At 70.0% G+C, this 17,489-nt stretch carries 20 protein-coding genes; 12 read left to right on the plus strand and 8 right to left on the minus strand.

The genetic code is table 11. From position 1 onward, the window contains the following. Positions 1–212 precede the first annotated feature (212 nt). The 4 genes from ACFV20_RS03410 to ACFV20_RS03425 all read left to right on the plus strand — a co-directional run bounded on the left by ACFV20_RS03410 (position 213) and on the right by ACFV20_RS03425 (position 4,972). Positions 213–1,505: a DUF3631 domain-containing protein gene (locus tag ACFV20_RS03410; protein ID WP_385651828.1), complete on the plus strand. Its 1,293-nt coding sequence runs from the start codon at positions 213–215 to the stop codon at positions 1,503–1,505. Between the two features lie 206 nt (positions 1,506–1,711). Continuing rightward, on the plus strand, positions 1,712–2,518 hold the full coding sequence (locus ACFV20_RS03415; RefSeq protein ID WP_385651985.1) for a DUF2637 domain-containing protein: 807 nt from the start codon (positions 1,712–1,714) through the stop codon (positions 2,516–2,518). 235 nt (positions 2,519–2,753) lie between these two features. After that, on the plus strand, positions 2,754–3,272 hold the full coding sequence (gene mobC / locus ACFV20_RS03420) for a plasmid mobilization relaxosome protein MobC (protein WP_385651830.1): 519 nt from the start codon (positions 2,754–2,756) through the stop codon (positions 3,270–3,272). Continuing rightward, positions 3,269–4,972 (plus strand): relaxase/mobilization nuclease domain-containing protein, encoded by a 1,704-nt coding sequence (locus ACFV20_RS03425; RefSeq protein WP_385651832.1) that lies wholly within the window; start codon positions 3,269–3,271, stop codon positions 4,970–4,972. Before mobC ends, ACFV20_RS03425 begins: the two co-directional genes overlap by 4 nt. Here the strand turns inward: ACFV20_RS03425 and ACFV20_RS03430 are convergent, their stop codons facing one another. The 3 genes from ACFV20_RS03430 to ACFV20_RS03440 are packed head-to-tail and all read right to left on the minus strand — an operon-like array spanning position 4,973 to position 6,681. Beyond that, positions 4,973–5,518 carry a flavoprotein gene (locus ACFV20_RS03430; protein WP_385651834.1) on the minus strand — a complete coding sequence of 182 codons (546 nt, stop codon included), beginning with the start codon at positions 5,516–5,518 and terminating at the stop codon, positions 4,973–4,975. Between the two features lie 54 nt (positions 5,519–5,572). Continuing rightward, positions 5,573–5,803: a DUF397 domain-containing protein gene (locus ACFV20_RS03435; protein ID WP_385651836.1), complete on the minus strand. Its 231-nt coding sequence runs from the start codon at positions 5,801–5,803 to the stop codon at positions 5,573–5,575. Continuing rightward, positions 5,800–6,681 carry a helix-turn-helix domain-containing protein gene (locus tag ACFV20_RS03440; RefSeq protein ID WP_385651837.1) on the minus strand — a complete coding sequence of 294 codons (882 nt, stop codon included), beginning with the start codon at positions 6,679–6,681 and terminating at the stop codon, positions 5,800–5,802. Before ACFV20_RS03440 ends, ACFV20_RS03435 begins: the two co-directional genes overlap by 4 nt. A 183-nt stretch (positions 6,682–6,864) precedes the next feature. Between ACFV20_RS03440 and ACFV20_RS03445 the strand changes: the two genes are divergently transcribed. Next, entirely contained in the window at positions 6,865–8,187 is a 1,323-nt protein-coding gene (locus ACFV20_RS03445; RefSeq protein WP_385651839.1) for a hypothetical protein, read from the plus strand. 19 nt (positions 8,188–8,206) lie between these two features. Then, positions 8,207–8,923 carry a 2'-5' RNA ligase family protein gene (locus ACFV20_RS03450; RefSeq protein ID WP_385651842.1) on the plus strand — a complete coding sequence of 239 codons (717 nt, stop codon included), beginning with the start codon at positions 8,207–8,209 and terminating at the stop codon, positions 8,921–8,923. Here ACFV20_RS03450 and ACFV20_RS03455 read toward each other — a convergent pair. After that, positions 8,901–9,215 carry an ATP-binding protein gene (locus ACFV20_RS03455; protein ID WP_385651845.1) on the minus strand — a complete coding sequence of 105 codons (315 nt, stop codon included), beginning with the start codon at positions 9,213–9,215 and terminating at the stop codon, positions 8,901–8,903. The genes ACFV20_RS03450 and ACFV20_RS03455 overlap by 23 nt on opposite strands. Positions 9,216–9,628: 413 nt before the next feature. On the opposite strand from ACFV20_RS03455, the gene ACFV20_RS03460 reads away from it, so the two are divergent. The 6 genes from ACFV20_RS03460 (at position 9,629) to ACFV20_RS03485 (ending at position 14,113) form a co-directional block, all read left to right on the plus strand. After that, positions 9,629–10,057, plus strand: a complete 429-nt coding sequence (locus ACFV20_RS03460; protein WP_385651847.1) for a DUF6415 family natural product biosynthesis protein — start codon at positions 9,629–9,631, stop codon at positions 10,055–10,057. Beyond that, positions 10,054–10,758 carry a hypothetical protein gene (locus ACFV20_RS03465; protein ID WP_385651850.1) on the plus strand — a complete coding sequence of 235 codons (705 nt, stop codon included), beginning with the start codon at positions 10,054–10,056 and terminating at the stop codon, positions 10,756–10,758. The genes ACFV20_RS03460 and ACFV20_RS03465 overlap by 4 nt, the downstream gene beginning before the upstream one ends. 364 nt (positions 10,759–11,122) lie before the next feature. Beyond that, positions 11,123–11,404 (plus strand): metal-sensitive transcriptional regulator, encoded by a 282-nt coding sequence (locus ACFV20_RS03470; RefSeq protein WP_010358257.1) that lies wholly within the window; start codon positions 11,123–11,125, stop codon positions 11,402–11,404. A 555-nt stretch (positions 11,405–11,959) separates the two neighbouring features. Further along, positions 11,960–12,454 (plus strand): hypothetical protein, encoded by a 495-nt coding sequence (locus ACFV20_RS03475; protein WP_385651853.1) that lies wholly within the window; start codon positions 11,960–11,962, stop codon positions 12,452–12,454. Between the two features lie 46 nt (positions 12,455–12,500). After that, on the plus strand, positions 12,501–13,250 hold the full coding sequence (locus ACFV20_RS03480; protein WP_385651856.1) for a DsbA family protein: 750 nt from the start codon (positions 12,501–12,503) through the stop codon (positions 13,248–13,250). Continuing rightward, a complete protein-coding gene (locus ACFV20_RS03485; RefSeq protein WP_385651857.1) occupies positions 13,247–14,113 on the plus strand; it encodes a cytochrome c biogenesis CcdA family protein in 867 nt (288 codons plus the stop codon). The genes ACFV20_RS03480 and ACFV20_RS03485 overlap by 4 nt, the downstream gene beginning before the upstream one ends. Positions 14,114–14,188: 75 nt before the next feature. Here ACFV20_RS03485 and ACFV20_RS03490 read toward each other — a convergent pair whose 3' ends face one another. The 4 genes from ACFV20_RS03490 to ACFV20_RS03505 form a co-directional block, all read right to left on the minus strand. After that, positions 14,189–14,764 (minus strand): rhodanese-like domain-containing protein, encoded by a 576-nt coding sequence (locus ACFV20_RS03490; RefSeq protein WP_385651860.1) that lies wholly within the window; start codon positions 14,762–14,764, stop codon positions 14,189–14,191. A 135-nt stretch (positions 14,765–14,899) separates the two neighbouring features. Next, a complete protein-coding gene (locus ACFV20_RS03495; protein WP_385651863.1) occupies positions 14,900–15,643 on the minus strand; it encodes a sulfite exporter TauE/SafE family protein in 744 nt (247 codons plus the stop codon). Then, positions 15,640–16,005, minus strand: a complete 366-nt coding sequence (locus ACFV20_RS03500) for a rhodanese-like domain-containing protein (RefSeq protein WP_385651865.1) — start codon at positions 16,003–16,005, stop codon at positions 15,640–15,642. Before ACFV20_RS03500 ends, ACFV20_RS03495 begins: the two co-directional genes overlap by 4 nt. A 35-nt stretch (positions 16,006–16,040) precedes the next feature. Next, a complete protein-coding gene (locus ACFV20_RS03505) occupies positions 16,041–17,405 on the minus strand; it encodes a rhodanese-like domain-containing protein (RefSeq protein WP_385651868.1) in 1,365 nt (454 codons plus the stop codon). Positions 17,406–17,489: the final 84 nt, after the last annotated feature.

The following is a 17,489-nucleotide window of genomic DNA, read 5'->3' on the forward strand; positions in this document are numbered from 1 at the left end:
GGCTTAGCCCGGCCTCCCGCAGACAGGACACGACGGCGTGGGCAGGGAAGGCCGCGTCGTGGGGGGGGCGGGGGGACCGCGCCACCCGGGCCGCCCCGCGGCGGGCCCCCCCGGGCCCCCCCGCGGCCCCTTCCCCCATCGCCCCTTGCCAGAAAACGATCTGTCTTGGTGAGCCGGACCTTGCCCGTCCGGCTCACCGGGGAGGAACGCCTGTGGACGAATCTACGACCTCTCACACCCCCACCGCACCCGCCGTCAACCGGTCTTGGCCACCCGTGGCCATCCCCGGCCAGGGCCTGGCGTCCGATCCCTCATCCAGCGAGCCTGATCGGACCGACAGCTCCAACGAGGGCGCCGGCCTGCTGGACGAGCTGCGCGCAGCGATCGCCCGGTACGTGATCCTGCCCAGTGGCGAGGCCCTGACCGCCGTCACACTGTGGGTGGCGGCCACGCACATCCAGCCCGCGCTGCAGCACGCTCCGCGCCTGGCGGTGGTCGGGCCGGCGAAGCGGTGCGGCAAGTCCCGCCTGCTGGACGTGATCACGGAGACGGCGCACGACCCGCTGATCACCGTGAACACCAGCCCGGCTGTCGTCTTCCGTGCCATCGGTGACGACCCGCCCACTCTGCTGGTGGACGAGGCCGACACCATCTTCGGCAGCATCAAGGCCGCCGAGAAGAACGAGGAGCTGCGCGGCCTGCTCAACGCCGGCCACCAGCGCAACCGGCCCGCCCTGCGGATCTCCGGCCCCGAGCACAAGACGCGGAAGTTCCCCACCTTCGCCATGGCCGCGCTCGCCGGCATCGGCGCCCTGCCGGACACGGTCATGGACCGGGCGGTGGTGATCCGCATACAACGCCGCAAGGACGGCGAGCGCGTCGAGCAGTTCCGCTCCCGCCGCGACATCCCCGCCCTGCACGCCCTCCGGGACCGTCTGGCGGCCTGGATCCGTCCGCTCATGGACACCGCCGCGGACCTGGTACCGCGGATGCCGGTGCAGGACCGCGCGGCGGACACCTGGGAACCGCTCGTGATCGTCGCGGAGCTGGCCGGCGGTACCTGGCCCGAGGACGCGCGCGCTGCCTGTGTGGCCATGTGCGCCGCCGAGGCGGACAAGGACGACGAGTCCAACCTCAAGACCCGCCTGCTGCAGGACATCCGGCGCGCCTTCGCCCGCTGCGGCGACCCGGACATCATGCGCACCCGGGACCTGCTGGAGGAGCTTCTCAAGGACCAGGAGGCTCCGTGGGCCGAGTACGGCACCACCGGCCTCAGCCCACGCCATCTTGGGCTCCTTCTGAAGGACTTCGACATCAAGGCCGCCACCCTCCGCTTCGAGGGCGGCCGACAGGCCAAGGGCTTCGCCCGGCTCCGCTTCACCGACGCCTGGGCGCGGTACTGCCCGGAGGAGTCCGCCTCCGAGAACGGTGACGAGAGCGCCCCGACAGGCCCGGACCCGCACCCGCACCCGCACCCGCACCCGCACCCGCACCCGCACCCGTAAAGACTCGTCGCACCCGTCGCATCGCAGGTCAACGCCGTGACGGGTGTCGTCGCTGCGACGAGTCGTCTCGTACCACGACGATCACCCGTACCTGCTCTGACCAGCCGTGCGACGGGTGCGACGGATCCGCCACCTCGCTGCCCACCGGCCCCCCTGCTTGGAGCACCCGCTTGCCTGTACGCACCACCGCGACCCCAGTACCGATGATGACCGCCGCGATCCGCCTGGGGGTCGCTCTGGTCGGCACGATCGGCTTCGCCCTCTCGTACGACGCCCTGCGGCAGATGGCAGTGGCCATCCACATCCGCGGAGTGCTGACGTACGCCTTCCCGCTCGTGATCGACGGGTTCATCGCCATCGGCGTCGCGGCCCTGCTCATCCTGCGCACCGCCCCCTGGCGCTCTCGCCTCTACGTCTGGGCCCTCGTCGGCATCGCCACCATCACGAGCATCTGGGCGAACGCCCTGCACGCCGTCCGTCTCAACCAGGAGAGCGACACCACCGGGCTCCACTTGGACGACGTCACCGTCGGCGCCCTGTCGGCCATCGCCCCGCTCGCGCTCGCCGGAGCCGTCCACCTGGATCTCGTCATACGCCGCCACCCCACTGGTCGGCACTCGACTGAACCGGTCAGTGCTCAGCGCCACACTCACGTCGAGGACTTGCTGCGGCCCGCTCCGGACAGCGACACGGCCGATACCTCGAAGGACGCGGCACAAGCACGGCATGAAGTTGTGGCGGAGGACATCGCGGACGTGGCGGACCCTCCGGCCGAAGTGGCGGAGGCGCGTCAGCCCCACAGCCCGATCAAGGGTCGGCAGCCCAGCGCTTCCACGGAAACGCTCCTGGCTCTCGGTCGCGCCGCGCCCCTGGGCCGCCAAGGACGTATCTCCCGCCGCCACGTCGAAGCGGCGATCCGAGCCCAGGGCCACCCCGTCGGCAAAGACCGCCTCACCGAGATCACACGCCGCCTGCAGGCCGAACTTGACCGTATGCCCGAGCGCGTCTCCTAGCGCGGTGCGCGGTCGGTACCGCCCGTCATCGCGCTGCTCAGCGAGTGGACAAAGCGCGGAGCCGACCGTCCCTGGCACTTCCCTCCGCCGACCCCTAGTAAGGACTGCCCCGATGCGCGAAGCCCGCCATGAGCTGCCCCCCGGACAGCGGGAGATGACCACAAGCGTCACCCAGCCAGCAAGGTATGCCGTTGGACCGTCCAAGGAGCGGTCCAACGGGAGCTCCGCCCCGGGGGTGGCGGAGACCCGCGGGCGCCGGGGGGCACCCGAGGACAGACAACGCGTCCAGGCCACCCCCGTCGTCCTGCCTCGTGCCGCCGAAGCCGCCGCCCTGCACCGCATCGCCCGCCGCCGCAAGCGCAAAGACATTCAGCGCAAGGAACGCGTCGACGTGCGCTACAGCGTCGAAGAAAGGAGCGCCATCCTCGCCAAGGCCCGGTCGCTCAACATCGCCGGCGCCCACTACGTCGGCGCCGTCGTCATGGCACACATCCATGGCGATCTCGCCCTGCCCGGCCAGCGCACACCGCTGGACGACTACATCGACGAGCTGACCGTCCTGCGCGAGCAGGTCGCCAAGATCGGCAACAACGCCAACCAGATCGCCCGGAAACTCAACTCCGGCGGCCATCCACATCCTGGGGATACCGCCGCCCTTGCCCAGACCGAACGCACCCTGAACGCGGTCCGTAGTGCCATCAGCGAGATCGTGGCAGCGGCGGACCGGGCCGTCACCAAAAGGACAGCCCAGTGATCGCCAAGATCAGCAGCGGCAAGGACACGGCCGGCCTGATCCGCTACCTGTTCGACACCAAGATGGCCAAAGACCACACCGACCCTCACCTCGTCGCCTCCTGGGACGGCTTCGCCCCCGACCCCGGCGGCACCGACGACTTCACCGCCGCAAGGAAGCTCCTGGTCGCCGACCTCGACCTGCGCGTCAAGCAAGCCCGCCGACTCGGACGAGCACCCGAGCGCCACGTCTGGCACTGCTCCCTCCGCGCCGCCACAACCGACCGCCACCTCAGCGACGATGACTGGGCCGGCATAGCCCGCCGCGTTGTGGCCGCCACCGGCATCGCGCCACAAGACGACCCGGACGGTTGCCGCTGGGTCGCCGTTCGGCACGCCCCCGACCACATCCACATCGCCGCCACCAAGGTCCGCGGCGACCTGAGCACCGCCCGCCACTGGAACGACTACCTCACCGCCGACCGCGAACTCGCTGCCATCGAGAAGGAATACGGCCTCTTCCAAGTCGCCCGCGGAGACCGCACCGCCGCCAAGCGCCCCACCCGCGCCGAACAGGAAAAAGCACACCGCCAAGGCCAGGAAAAACCGGCCCGCGAACGTCTGCGCACCATCGTCCGCACCGCCGTGGCCGCCACCACCAGCACCGACGAGTTCATCCGCCTGCTCAGCCACACCGACGGCGTGCTGGTCGAAGTCGTGTACTTCCCTTCTGGCGATGTACGCGGCTACAAGGTCGCCAGCGAAGACACCACCACAGCAGGTAGGCAACCGATCTGGTTCTCCGGCTCCGAACTCGCGCCGGACCTGTCCTTCCCCAAGATCCGAGCACGCCTGGAGGCCACCGACCCGCAGCCCGCCGACGGGCCGGGTAGGCGCAGGCCCAACCCTTGGCACCGGGCAACCGCAGCCGCCGAACGCATCCCCCACCACCTCAGCGGATACGACGACCGAGCCTCCCAGGCCCACCTCGCCGCCTTCGGTGAAGCTCTCGACGCCCTGCCCCTCCTCGCTCCCGCACCCCTCCGCGCCCAGCTCCGCGAGGCAGCTTCCGCTTTCGAACGCGCCACCCGATCCCGCGTCCAGGCCGAACACCATCACGCCCGCGCCCTGCGAAGCGCCGCACGGGCGATGTTCCGCGAGCCCGCCCCCGGGGACGGCACGGCTCTGGCGATGCTCCTCGATGCCGCGATCCTCGTCACCGTCGCGGCCACTCGCTGGCACCAGCTCCGCCACCACGACCAGCAGGTCACCGCCGCGCAGCAGGCCCTGCTCCACCTCCAAGCCGCCTACGACGAGGCAGCAGGCGCGCCCCTCACCGCTCTTGTCCAGCATCGACCGCCCCAACAGGCGGTGAACCGGTACATACGCCACATCCGCCGGGCCCTGCCCGAGCACGCGGAACAGGTCCTGTCGGATCCCGCTATCGACGCCCTCACCGCCGCACTCGCCGAGGCGGAAGCACTCGGCCATGAACCGGAGCGACTCCTCAAGCAGGTGGTCGACCAGCGAGCTCTGGACGACGCCCGCTCCCCCGCCAGGACCTTGACCTGGCGAACGCAGCGCCTTATCTCACGGCCCGCGCACAGCGACCGTGCACTACAGGACCGCAGCACAGTGCAACCCGGGAAGCCACCAGGCCCCAGCCCGTCGGTACACGAAGCATCTGCGGGCTCGCGACCGCCGCAAGCACGAAGGCGCTGATCACGACCGCATGGCCAGCCTGGGGGCGAGCAGCTCCAGCACTTCCTCCCAGCGGTAGCGGTCGGCCCCGCCGCCCGCCTTCGGCCGGTGAGGCTCGTAGGAGCCGACCAAGACACCCATCTCACGCAGCAGGTCCAGACTCCGTCGGTATGCAGGATGGGCGGCCTGGGCGGAGTTCAGGTACGGCAGCACGGCGACCGGTACACCCATGGCAGGCGCCTCGCACAGGATGCCAAGCGCGAGATTGTCCGAGATCCCAGCTGCCCACTTGTTGACCGTGTTGAAGGTGGCCGGAGCGACCGCGATCGCATCCGCAGGCCGGCTCAGGCGTGGCTCACCGGGTGACCGCCAGGCCGAGCGGATGGGGCGGCCGGTCCGGGCCTCGACCGCCTCGGCATCAAGGAAGCCGACTCCTTTCGGGGTGGCTACGACGCCGACGTCCCAGTGCCGTTCCTGTGCTGCCGTGATCAGCCGACCGACGTCGGCGGCGACCCCGGCCGCGCAGACCACGATCTGGAGGAACGGCTTGTCGTGCTGGTCACTCATGCGGGCACTCCCAGTTGGCGGCTGAAACGGCGCATGTGCGGCTCGGGCAGTGCCTCAGCCGATGCAAGCCTCGCCGTCGGTGTAGTAGTCCAGCAGATTGCCCAGGGCGGAGCGGCTGAGGATCACAGGTGAGAGGTCGAGTGCCTTGGAATCGCGCACCGCCGCGTACGCACCGAGGTCGGCGATCTCGACGCAGTCGTTGGCGCCTCCGCTGTAGGAACTCCTGCGCCAGTGCGCGTGGTGCAGTTCCTCGGCGCGGGGGCGGCTGATTGGAATCGTGCTCAAGGTTCGAGCTCCTCGGCAGTTCGGATGAGGCGGGTACGGGTCTCGGCGGGGCTGAGGGCCGAGGCCCTGAGCTGGTCGAAGATGTCCGTGTAGTTCTGGATGTCGCTCTCGGACTCCAGGTACACGGAGTTGTTGGGGTTCTCCAGCCAGACCAGCGGTGCCGTGGGCTGGGGGAAGGTGAGGATGACGAAGGGCCCGTAGAGGCCGGGGTGGGCGCCGGCGGAGAACGGGAGAAGTTGGATGGTGACGTTAGGCTGCTCGCCGGCCTGGACAAGGTGGGCGAACTGCTGGCGCATCACGGCGGGAGAGCCGACAACCCGGTGGAGGACGGCTTCGTCCAGGACGGCCCACAGGTCGGTGGAATGCTCGCCGGACAGGCGGCTTTCCTGGCGTTCCATCCGTACCTTGACCAGGGCGTCCACCTGGTCACAAGTGAGTTCGGGACGCATCTGGGCGATGACGGCGCGAGCGTAGTCCTCTGTCTGAAGCAGGCCGGGAACGAGCAGGGGCTGGTAGTTGGCCAGCGCGACGGCACCTGCCTCCAGGGCGAGGTAACCGTCGTAGCGGGTCGGGGTGAGAACCGTGGAGTACTTGCGCCACCAGGGCTTCTGCTGTTCCTTGTCGGCACGCACCAGGTCCAGGATGTCGTCACGCAGCTCGGCGTCCGTGACGGAGTAGCAGTCGAGGAGAGCCCGGACCAGAACTGGAGTGGTGCCGCGCTCGCCGGTCTCGATCCGGCTGAGGGACCCCTGGTTGACTTCGATCTGCTCCGACACCTCGGTGAGGGTCAGGCCGGACGCCTCCCGTAACTCGCGCAGCCGTGTGGCGAGCTGGCGTCGGTAGACCGACTGAGGGACCAGCTTCCTCTTCAGTGCCATGGGGGCAGTCTGTCCATCCACCCGTTGGCGGACAACCCGAACGGGCCAACTTAGCCAGACATATTGCCTAGTTGCGCTTTGCGTCGGCACTCTTGCGTAGGACATCCCGTACGCCGCACGATCCGGCGTGCGTGCCGTTCGCCGAGGAGCCCTCGGCTCCGCCGACGCGTTGGGAGGTCTTTCATGCCCCGGAACACACTGCTGCGGCAGTTACTCGAAGAGCGCCACCTCACGACTTACACGGCGTTCGAGGTGCAGTTCTCCCGCGCGGCCCGGAACCTGGCCGAGGAGGCGGGTGACCCTCGGCTGGCCGCGGTCGCAGTCTCTTCGCGGCAGTTCGACCGGTGGCTGAGTGGGGAACTGAAGCAGCTTCCCCGCCCCGACACGTGCCGCATTCTGGAGGAGCTGCTGGGCAGGGCTGCCCGCGACCTGTTCGCTTCGGCCTCGGCTTATCCGCCGGCCGCCCCAGAGCTACCACCTGCGGACGTTCCACCTTCTCCCCAGGCCGGCCCGACGGCCCACGATGACGACCCGGCGGAGATTGTCGCCCGAGCCCGTCAGCTGGCCTGCGGCAACGTCGACCAGACCACTCTGTCTTTCCTCGCCTCCCGGATCGAGGTGATCACCGAGCGGTACGAGAAGGACGGACCGGACGGCCTGTGGGGACAGACGAACAGCCTGCGCAGTATGGGATACACCCTGCTCGCGGGTCAGCAACCCCCATCCGCACGCAGGGAACTGTTCCGGATCACCGCACGCGCCGGCGGACTGCTCGGCTACATGGCGGTGAACACCGGCGCGTTTCCCCTGGCTGAGGCGTACTGCGCCGAAGCGCTGGAACTGAGCCGGGCAATCGGCGATCTCGACACCGAGATGTGGGCCTGCGGCACCCAGTCCTTCGCGGCGTACTACGCAGGCCGTTACGACGAGGCCGACGCGCGGGCCGCCGCCGCGGTGGACCGGGCGCCGAACCACCCGCAGGCCATCCGGCTACTGGTCAACGGCCGGGCCCGGGCGCTCGGCAAGCTCAGTGACCGGAACCAGGCCGAGCGGGCCATCGGGCGGGCGCTGGAGCTCTCCGACCGGCATGACGTGACCCCCGGCCTGACCTCCTGCATCTCCTTCTTGCCGTATGGGCGGGCCCGCACCCTGGCCAATGCGCTGACCGCCCGTGTCGCTCTGCAGGACACCGGGCACGTGCTGCGGGACGCCCAGGACCTCGACGACCTGGTCGAGAAGTCCGATTCCGCGTGGAGCCGCTCGCTGGTCCGCCTCGACGTGGCCACCGCGGTGCTTCAACAGCGAGCACCGGACGTGGAGCATGCCATGTCCCTTGGGCAACAGGCGATCACTTTGGCCAGTCCGCTGCCGATCAGCTCGGTGCGGCAACGCTCCCGGGACTTGTACGAGCGAGCAGCCCCTTGGCGGTCCCGGTCGGCGGTGCGCGAGTATGGCGAACAGCTCCGCGCCTGGGGCTGTCAGTACCCGCCTGCCGAGGCGGGGTGATCACGGAGGAGTTCGCCGGGTGCCTTGGCCGCACATACAGCTCAGCGCCGATCCCGCAGCCTTCCCTGCCCACCCGCCGGCCGACCTGAGTGACCCGGCGGTGATCGCGGCGCACGACCAGGCCGCCTTCGACGCCGTGGAGACCATGGTCGATCACTGGGACCGGCCCGGCTGGACAGCACAGACCCGGGCGTACTACTGGTTGCTCACCTTCCCCGGCAGCCCAGCGCTGGCCGACCTCGCTCTTCGCTGTCAGCAGCACCTCGCGCCGCTCGGCCTGGATCCGGTCCCCGCCGACGGGTTGCACATCACGCTCACCCGCGTCGGTCCCGCCGCAGCGCTGCCGCTGAGCCGTCTCGATGACGTCATCAGCGCGGCAGCCCCGCTTCTCCCGGCGGCCTTTCGCCTGCGGGCGGTCCCGCTCGCGGGTTCTCGGGGAGCCGTACGTCTGACAGTCGCCCCTTGGGGCCCGGTACTGGCGCTGCACGCGGCCCTCAGCGAGTCCATGGCTTCGCTGGGGCTGGCTCCCCGCAAGCCAACCGCGCTGTTCCGCCCGCACCTGAGCCTGGCCTACAACAACCGGCCCCGCCCCGCTGCCCCCGTCATCAAGGCCGTCACGCTGCTCCGCGGGCTTGCGCCAGTTGATCTGGACGTCCGTGAGGTGCAATTGGTGGAGCTGCGACGCGAGGACCGCGCCTATCGGTGGGACGTCGTCAAGAGCCTGCCGCTCGGCTGACCGCCGCTTTCCCGCGCGGCAGGACGGCAACGACCGCCTTGCCGACGGCGGTGGTCTCCACGTAGCAACGACGTGCCAGCGCCTGCACCAGCCACAGCCCCCGGCCGGACTCGGCAAGCGGATCGGCAGCCGTCTCCGGCAGTTGCACACGACCGTCGTCAGGCTCCGGGTCGTGGACCGCAACAACGACCTGACCCCCGTCAATCTCGATGGTCAGACAGTCGGGGCCGGCCGTCGTGTGTCGCACTGCGTTACCCACCAGCTCGGATACGACCAACACCGCGTCGTCCACGCAAGGCACGACACCGGCCAGCACTGTACGAGCGTGGTCACGGGCGGAGGCAAGCGGCTCGCACCGACCGGCCAGGGCCACCCAGTGCGTGGGAGAACGGTGGACTGCCGGGCGTGAGTCGTTCAGCATCGCGGTCGCTCTTCCGGTCGTACGAACGGGTGTGACCCACAGGTTCCGCTTGTCTCCAGCGCGTCTCCACGCCGTCCGACCGACGCTTCTCCGCCGTCCAGACGGCGGGGAAAAGGCGTAGCGACGGCGTGGAGACGCCACTACGGCAACGGGAGCCTCGAAGCCGATGGCCGGCCCTCTCCAGGGCGTCCGGATCGCCGACTTCGCGTAGAGGAGATCACCGTGCCCGCCCCCGTACGAGCTACCCACCGGCTCCGCCTCGCTGTGCCAGAGGAGTCGGGGCGATGACGGCCACCACCCTCCACCCCGGTTGGTCCCATCCCGTGCGAGCCGCCGTACCGCCCTTCACCGAGGCCGGCTTGAGAAGGGTCCTGAAGAAGGTGCAGCGCTGGGCCCCGTATGTCGACGGCTTGCTGCTCGATGACGTGGCAGCCGTCCTGGACGACTACACGCCCACCGAACACGAGGTCGACGAGCACGAGCAGCGCCTTCGTGGCCACCTGATGCGGCTCGTCCACCTCGCCGTGGTCTCCAAGGTGGCCGAGCAGGACGGGCAGGTGGCCGACCTCATCGAGCGCGGACGCACCCTCGGGACCGAGGGAGTACCCACCGACTACCGCCAAGCCGTCGGGCACCTCCGGCGCATGGCGTGGACGCTCGACGAACTCCTCGAACGCCTGGTGGCTCACCAATGCCTTACGGAGGCGCCGTGACCTTCCCGCCCCTCCGCCTCACGTACAACCTGCGGGCCGCCGAGTCGGGAGACAAGAGTCTCTCCCTGGTCCCGTACATCACCCAGAGGGAAGGGGAGGACGCGGCGCCGGACAACCTCGTCATCACGCGTCACGCCTCCGGCCCGCGGCTGTACTACGCGGACGAGGACCCCCGGGACCGAGACCCGCGGGGCGTGCTCTGGGCCCGGTGCGGGTGGAACCCTGTCGACGCCGAAGGCCGGATCTCCGGTGCGCCGCAGTGGAAGTTGATGCACCCCCACCGGCAGATGGTGTGCATGCAGACGCTCACCTGCCAGGTCTGCACAGGTCCCGCCCGCACGCCCCTCGGCTTCATCTTTCTCGCCGGCCCTCGGGATCACGATCCAAGTCGCCCGAGCATCCTCACCAATCAACCTCCGGTGTGCCGCAGGCACACCCGTGCTGCCGCGAGGCTTTGTCCGCACCTGGAGGACGACCCGACGGTGTTCCTGGCCAGGAGCGCACCCCTGTACGGCGTGCACGGCACTCTGTACGGCCGGGACGAGGGCGGTGTGAAGGTCATCGCACAGCCGGATGCGCCGTTGCCGTACGGCCATCCGAACACCGGGACGTTCCTCGCCTCGCAGTTGATTCGCCGACTCCAGTCGTTCCGCGTCGTGGGCCTCGACGAGCTGCTCAACGATCTGGCCACTGCCTCGTAGATCCCCGCGTCGGGGCCCTCCAGCCTCACCGGCCGGCCAACCGAAGGACAGGAAGCCGGTGAGCGGGGCGGGTCCGAGGAGTTCCCCCGACTCCACCTCTGCACGGACCCGCCCCACCCCTGCCAGACCGTCTTGAGGGCAGACACGGCGGTGCGCAGGTGGCCGAGGGGAATGTTGCGGGCGCCGGGCGGGTGGCCGGCGGCGTATTCGCCGAGGCCGCTCGTCGATGATGGTGTAGCCGTACAGGCGGTCGTTGGCCTGATCAGCAGTGACGGCAGTGGGTGCCGCGGGGATTTTTCCTCGCCCGGTCGGGGTTGTCCCTTCTGTAAGATACCCAAGGGGGTATCTCGAAGGAGTGTGGGTTGTGGAACTGGCGATGGCGGCTGAGGAACTGAAGACGGTGGTCAACCGGCTGCGCCGGGCACAGGGCCAGATCGCCGGTGTGATCAAGATGATCGAGGAGGGACGGGACTGCGAGGACGTCGTCACCCAGCTCGCCGCGGCGTCCCGGGCTCTGGACAAGGCCGGTTTCGCGATCATCGCCACCGGTCTGCAGCACTGCCTGACCGACGCGGACATGGCCGCTTCCGGCGACCGGGAGCAGATGCGTACCCGACTGGAGAAGCTGTTCCTCTCTCTGGCCTGAGCTTGGGTACCCCGGCATCCGGCTCACCCGCCTGAGTCTCCGCCCACCCGGCCTGCCGAGGGTTCTTAGCCGTGCGCGTGTCCTATGGTGGCTGAGTCTCCAAGCGGACGCGGGATCGATGATGAAGCGAGCAGTGGCACACAGGCCGGCACACGTCGGCTTCCACGGTGTGCTGGCTCTGCTTGTAGCCGTGGTGGCGCTGTTGTGCGTCTTTGGACACGCGGAGCGTGGCGGGCCCGGCACGCCCCCGTCCGCCGCGCAGCATGTGCATGCACCTACCGCCTCTGAGGGGTCCGGCGGGACGGCGGCGCCATGCGGCAAGAAGGTGCTCGCCGATCACAGCGCGCAGCGAGCGGAAAGTGTGGCGCCGACGGCTTCGTGCCCCGGTCCCGCAGCCCTTCATACTGCCTCTACGCCGTCCCATTCACAGCTCTCCGGGATGCTGTCGGGCGGCCCGGCTCCGCCGCCGCCGCCAACGACACTTCACTCCGTTCTGCGGATTTAGACCGGCCTGTTGGTCGTGTCCATGAATCCTTGGAAACGGAGCTTTTCAGCATGTCTTCTTCCCCGCGCTCCTGGCGTCGGGCGGGTGCAGCACTGCGTGGTTGGCGGACCCGGCAGTGGACTGTGGCGGGCCTCGGTGCCCTGGCCACAGCGATCCTGGTCGGCGCACCCACCGACGTGGTGCCCAATCCGCTGTTCGGCCGGTCGGTCCCCGTGCAGTGGTGGAACTACCCGGCTCTCGCCGTCACGGCCGTACTGGCAGGCATCGTCCTGACCACCTATGTGCGCCAACCCGCTGCCCCCTCTGGGCCCAAGACCCACAAAGGCGGCCGTCTGGGAGTGGTCGGCGGCACGCTGTCCTTCTTCGCCGTCGGCTGCCCGGTCTGCAACAAGCTCGTCCTCTTGCTCCTCGGAGCTTCCGGAGCCCTGAGCTACTGGGCTCCCCTGCAGCCACTGCTGGCTGTCCTGTCGGCGGGACTGCTGGCGGAAGCCGCGCTGCGCCGTCTGTCCTTGCAGACCGCGTGCCCGGTCACGGCGTCTGCCTGATCTGCGGCCCGGTTCTGCCCCTTCTCCCTCGCATCTGAGGTGTTCCATGACTGCATTCACACCATCTTCGTCCCGCCGCACCCGCAGGCGCGCCATCGCGGCCGCCGCGGTCCTCGCCGCCGCCGCGGTGGCCGGGGCCTTCGCCCTCACGCTGGACGGCTCCGGGAGCCGCAACGAGGCAGCGGGCGAATCCGCCGTCGTCAGCGAGTCCGCCGTCCCGGCGCCCGCCGACGAGAGCCTGCTCGCTCTTGCTCGCCGCGATCCCTCCGATGCCCTGGCCGTCGGACGGGCGGACGCCCCGGTGGTGATGATCGAGTACTCCGACTTCCAGTGCCCGTTCTGTGGCCGGTTCGCCCGCAAGACCGAGCCCGAACTGCTGCGCTCGTACGTCGACAAGGGCGTCCTGCGCATCGAATGGCGCAACTTTCCCGTCTTCGGCGAGGAGTCGGAACAGGCCGCGCTCGCCGGCTGGGCGGCCGGGCAGCAGAAGAAGTTCTGGGAGTTCCACGACGTCGCCTACAGCAAGCCGCGTGAACGCAACGCCGGTGAGTTCAGCGCCGAGAACCTCATCGACATGGCCCGTGAGGCCGGAATCACCGACATCGAGCGGTTCCAGGCGGACATGGCATCCGACAAGGCCCGCAGCGCCATGCAGAAGGACCAGGAGGAGGGCTACAACCTCGGTGTGACCAGCACTCCGGCGTTTCTGATCAACGGCCGGCCGATCCTGGGGGCTCAGCCCACGGCCACCTTCAACGAAGCCGTCGAGGCCGCGGCGAAGGCGGCCGGGCGATGAGCGAGGCCGGACTGGCGGTTGCGTTCCTCGGCGGTCTGCTCGCTCTGCTCAGCCCGTGCAGCGCACTGCTGTTGCCTGCCTTCTTCGCCTACTCCTTTACCAGTCGCACCCGGCTGGTGGCGCGCACCGGCCTGTTCTACCTCGGCCTGTGCACGACACTCGTGCCGCTCGGCGTGGCCGGCTCGTTTGCCAGCCGGCTCTTCTACGGCCATCGGGACACCCTGGTGACAGCGGGCGGATGGACGGTCATCGCCCTGGGCGTGGCCCAGATCGCCGGGCTGGGCTTCGGCTCCCGCCGGATGGCGCAGGCCGCGGGCGGACGCCGTTCGGGCTCGGTGCTGTCGGTGTTCGCGCTGGGCGCGGTGTACGGGCTGGCGGGGTTCTGTGCGGGGCCGATCCTCGGAGGCATCCTGACCGTGGCGGCCGTGGACGGCGACCCTCTGCACGGCGGGGTACTGCTCGCCGTCTACGCCTTGGGGATGGCGGTTCCGATGTTCGTGCTGGCGTTGTTGTGGGACCGCTTCGATCTGGGCCGCAAGCGCTGGCTGCGAGGGCGGGTCTTCCGGGTGGGTCCGGTGGCCCTGCACAGCACCTCGGTCGTCGGCGGCCTGCTGTTCATCGCGCTCGGTGCGGCTTTCCTCGCCTTCGACGGCACGTCCGCGCTGCCGTCGGTGTTGAGCACCGATACCGAGTTCGCCCTGGAAGAGCGGTTGTCCGACCTCGGCGCAGCGGTGTCCGACCGGCTGATCGTGCTGATCACGGCCGCTGTGGCGGCGCTGGCGGCACTGCTGGTGCTGCTTCGCACGTTGAGAAGGAGGGATCCGCAGCCGTCACCGGAAGAGGAGACGTCTGCGCACGGGTAGCGCGCCTTGGCCGCATGCCTGGCAGGCGAAAAGGGAGGGGTCCGGTTCAGGATCCCTCCCCTCCCTTCGCGTGGCTCAGCGGTTGCGCAGTGCGGCAAGCGTGTTGTCGAGGTCGGCGGCGCGGGGACGGTTGTGGGGGAGCTTGGCGAGCAGGGCGGCCATGCCGCAGGTATTGGTCAGGGCGGAGAAGACCAGACCACCCGCGATGCCGGCGGAGAGCAGCTGGAAGGCCGGGTGGACGACGAGCCCGAGCAGCAGGCCGAGCAGCACGATCACTCCTGCCGTGAGCCTCACCTGCCGTTCCATGCCCCAGGTGGCACGCGAGGCGCCCTGCGGGCGGTGCAGCTCGTGGCCGTCGGCCGCCCAGGCGCCGGTGCCCCCCGACAGGGTGGCTGCCCTGACGCCGTTCTCCGCGAGGATCCTGCCGGCGTTCTCGGAGCGGGCGCCCGAGGCGCAGACGACCAGGACGTCACCGCGTTCGGCGGCGTGCCGGATGTCGGGCAGCGCGCGCTGGATCTGGTCGAGGGGGATGTTGAGCGCGCCGGGCAGGTGACCGCCGGCGTATTCGCCCGGGGTACGCACGTCGATGACGGTCAGTTCGTGCAGGCGGGTGCGCGCCTCGTCGGTGGCGAGGGCCGTGGGTGTGGTCATGGCATGTCCTTACGGGTGCGGAAGTCGTGGTGGAACTTGATCGGAGGGGAGCCGGGCAGCAGGCGGTCCTGAGATGCGCGCCGACCGGAGAGGTTCTCCCGGTCCCTGTTTCTGGGCTGTTGACGGCCTTCGTGTTCAGGCGATCACGTCGACGAGCATGAAGGCCGCCACCGCCAGCAGTACGCCGGCGAAGATTTTCTGAAGGGTGGTGCCGGAGATCTTCGTCGCGAGGCGTTTGCCGTCCCAGGCGCCGAGGATCGCGGCTCCGGTGAAGGGGCCGATGATCTCCCAGTGGAGCCCGCCGGTGGTGCCGGTGCGAGCGGCGAGCGCGGCGAGTGAGTTGACCGTGATGACGAGCAGGCTGGTGCCCACCGCCCGCCGCATGGCCAGTCCCAGGACGCTCACCAGGGCGGGCACGGCGAGGAATCCCCCGCCGACTCCAAGGAAGCCCGTCACGGCGCCGAGTCCGGCACCGGCGCCGGCCGCCTTGCCGGGACGGATTCGGTCCGGCGGCTCTGACGTGGACGGACGCAGCATGCGCAGGGCCGCCAGCGCGGCGATGACCGCGAACGCCGACGTCAGCACCTCGTCGGGCAGGCTTCCGGCGACGGCCCCGGCGAGGAAGGCGGGGACGATGCCCGCGGCGGCGAACAGCGCCCCTGTCTTCCATGCCACGTTCCCGTCGCGGGTGTGGACGTACAGGGCTGTGACGGAGGTGGCGGTGACGATGATCAGGCTGGCGGTGGTGGCGGCGGCCGGTGTGAAGTCGAGCAGGTAGATCAGTGCCGGTACGGCAAGGACGCTGCCGCCGCCGCCGAGGGCTCCGAGGGCGAGACCGACGACGGCCCCGGCGATGAGGGCGAGAACAAGTACGGTCACGCTATCCGGCCGCTGTTCCCGCGTTCGTCGACGACCGGGTGCCCGGCAGCGGCCCACGCGTTCATGCCGCCTTCCACGTCCACCGCCTGCACTCCACGCTCGGCAAGGAGCTTCGCCGCCTGCTGGGAACGGTGCCCGCTGCGGCAGATCACCACCAGCGGTCGCCCCTGCGCCTGGGCGGGCAGGGTGGCGCCTGCGACCAGTTCCGTCAGCGGCACGTGCACGGCGCCCGGAGCGTGGCCCGCGGTCCATTCGGGCTTCTCACGCACATCCAGCAGGACAGCGTCAGGCCGGTCGCCGCTGGTGCGGCTGCGCGCCTCGTCGACCCTGACGCGGGGCCCGTTTCGGCGAAAGAGGAACATCACACGCTTCCTTCCTTGCTAGGGAACGGTCTGTATCAGCCGGAGGCCAGGCACAGCCCGGCATCCGTCGCCGCGTCGAAGCCGTCGTCGACGGCGACCACGTCGCGGTCGGCGGCGTCCAGCAGGGAGGCGGCGATCGCCGCGCGCATCCCGCCGGCGCAGTGCACCCACACCGTCCCCTCCGGCACCTCGCCGATACGGCCGTGCAGCTCGTGGATCGGGATGTGGACCGAACCCTCGATGTAGCCGCCCGCACGCTCCGAGTCCCGGCGCACGTCCAGCACGACCACTTCGTCGCCGCGCTCACGGACCTCGGCGAGGTCGGCGAAACGGGCACGGGGGAAGGAGGCGAGCTGCTCACCCTCACGGATCCAGCCGGCCGGGTCGCCGGTGGCGGCGGCGGCCGGGCGGTCGATGCCCACCCGCGCAAGCTCCCGCTGCGCATCGGCGATCTGCTCCGGGCTCTCGGCCAGCAGGGTGACGGGCTTGCCCCACGGGATCAGCCAGGCCAGGTAGGTGGCGAGCTTGCCCTCGCCCTCGAAGTTGAACGACCCGGCCACGTGCCCCTCGGCGAAGGCCATGCGGCTGCGCAGGTCCACCACCCACTCGCCCGCGGCCAGCCTGGAGGCGATCTCCTCCGCGTCCGCACGCGCGGGCGGGGTGAGGTCGACCGGTGCGGGGCCCGCGGCGTTGGCCGGGCCCATGTGCGCGTAGTAGGCGGGTACGTCGTCCAGGCCGTCGAGCATCCGGGCGACGAAGGTGTCCACGTCCAGGGTCAGCGCGTCGTTGGTCTCGCGCTCCTTGCCGATGGTGGTCGCGTCCCCCTCGGCCTGCGAGGAGGAGCAGAAGCTGCCGAACCCATGGGTGGGCAGGACCGGCACCTCGTCGTCCAGCTCGTCGGCCAGCCGGTGGGCGGAGGCGTACTGGGCTCGGGCCAGCTGTTCGGTCAGCCGCGGCTCGACCAGGTCGGGGCGGCCGACGGTGCCGATGAGCAGCGACCCTCCGGTGAACGCCGCCACACCGCGCCCGTCCTCCACGAGGGCGTAGGAGGTGTGGTGCGGGGTGTGCCCGGGAGTGGCGATCGCCCGCAGCACCAAGCCCTCGTCCACCGTCACGGTGTCGCCGTCGGCGACAGGGGTGCGGTCGAAGGACACCTGTGCCCCGGCCGGAACCAGGTACTGGGCGCCGGTGACGCGGGCCAGCTCCAGGCCGCCGGTGACGTAGTCGTTGTGCACGTGGGTCTCGGCCACGAAGGCGATGCGCACCCCGCGGCGAACCGCTGCGGCGATGACCTGGTCGATGTCGCGCGGCGGGTCGACGACCACCGCGGCATGGGGCCCGCCGGCCAGGTAGCTCCGGTTGCCCAGGCCCTCGAACTCCAGGGTGTCAACGAAGAACACGGCTCACGACTCCTCTCGGACGGTTTACCCCGGGGGGTATCTGACGCTCACCATAACAGCTATACCTGGGGGGGTATTCCATGC

This window comes from Streptomyces sp. NPDC059696 (assembly GCF_042733745.1).
Classification (GTDB): Bacteria; Actinomycetota; Actinomycetes; order Streptomycetales; family Streptomycetaceae; genus Streptomyces.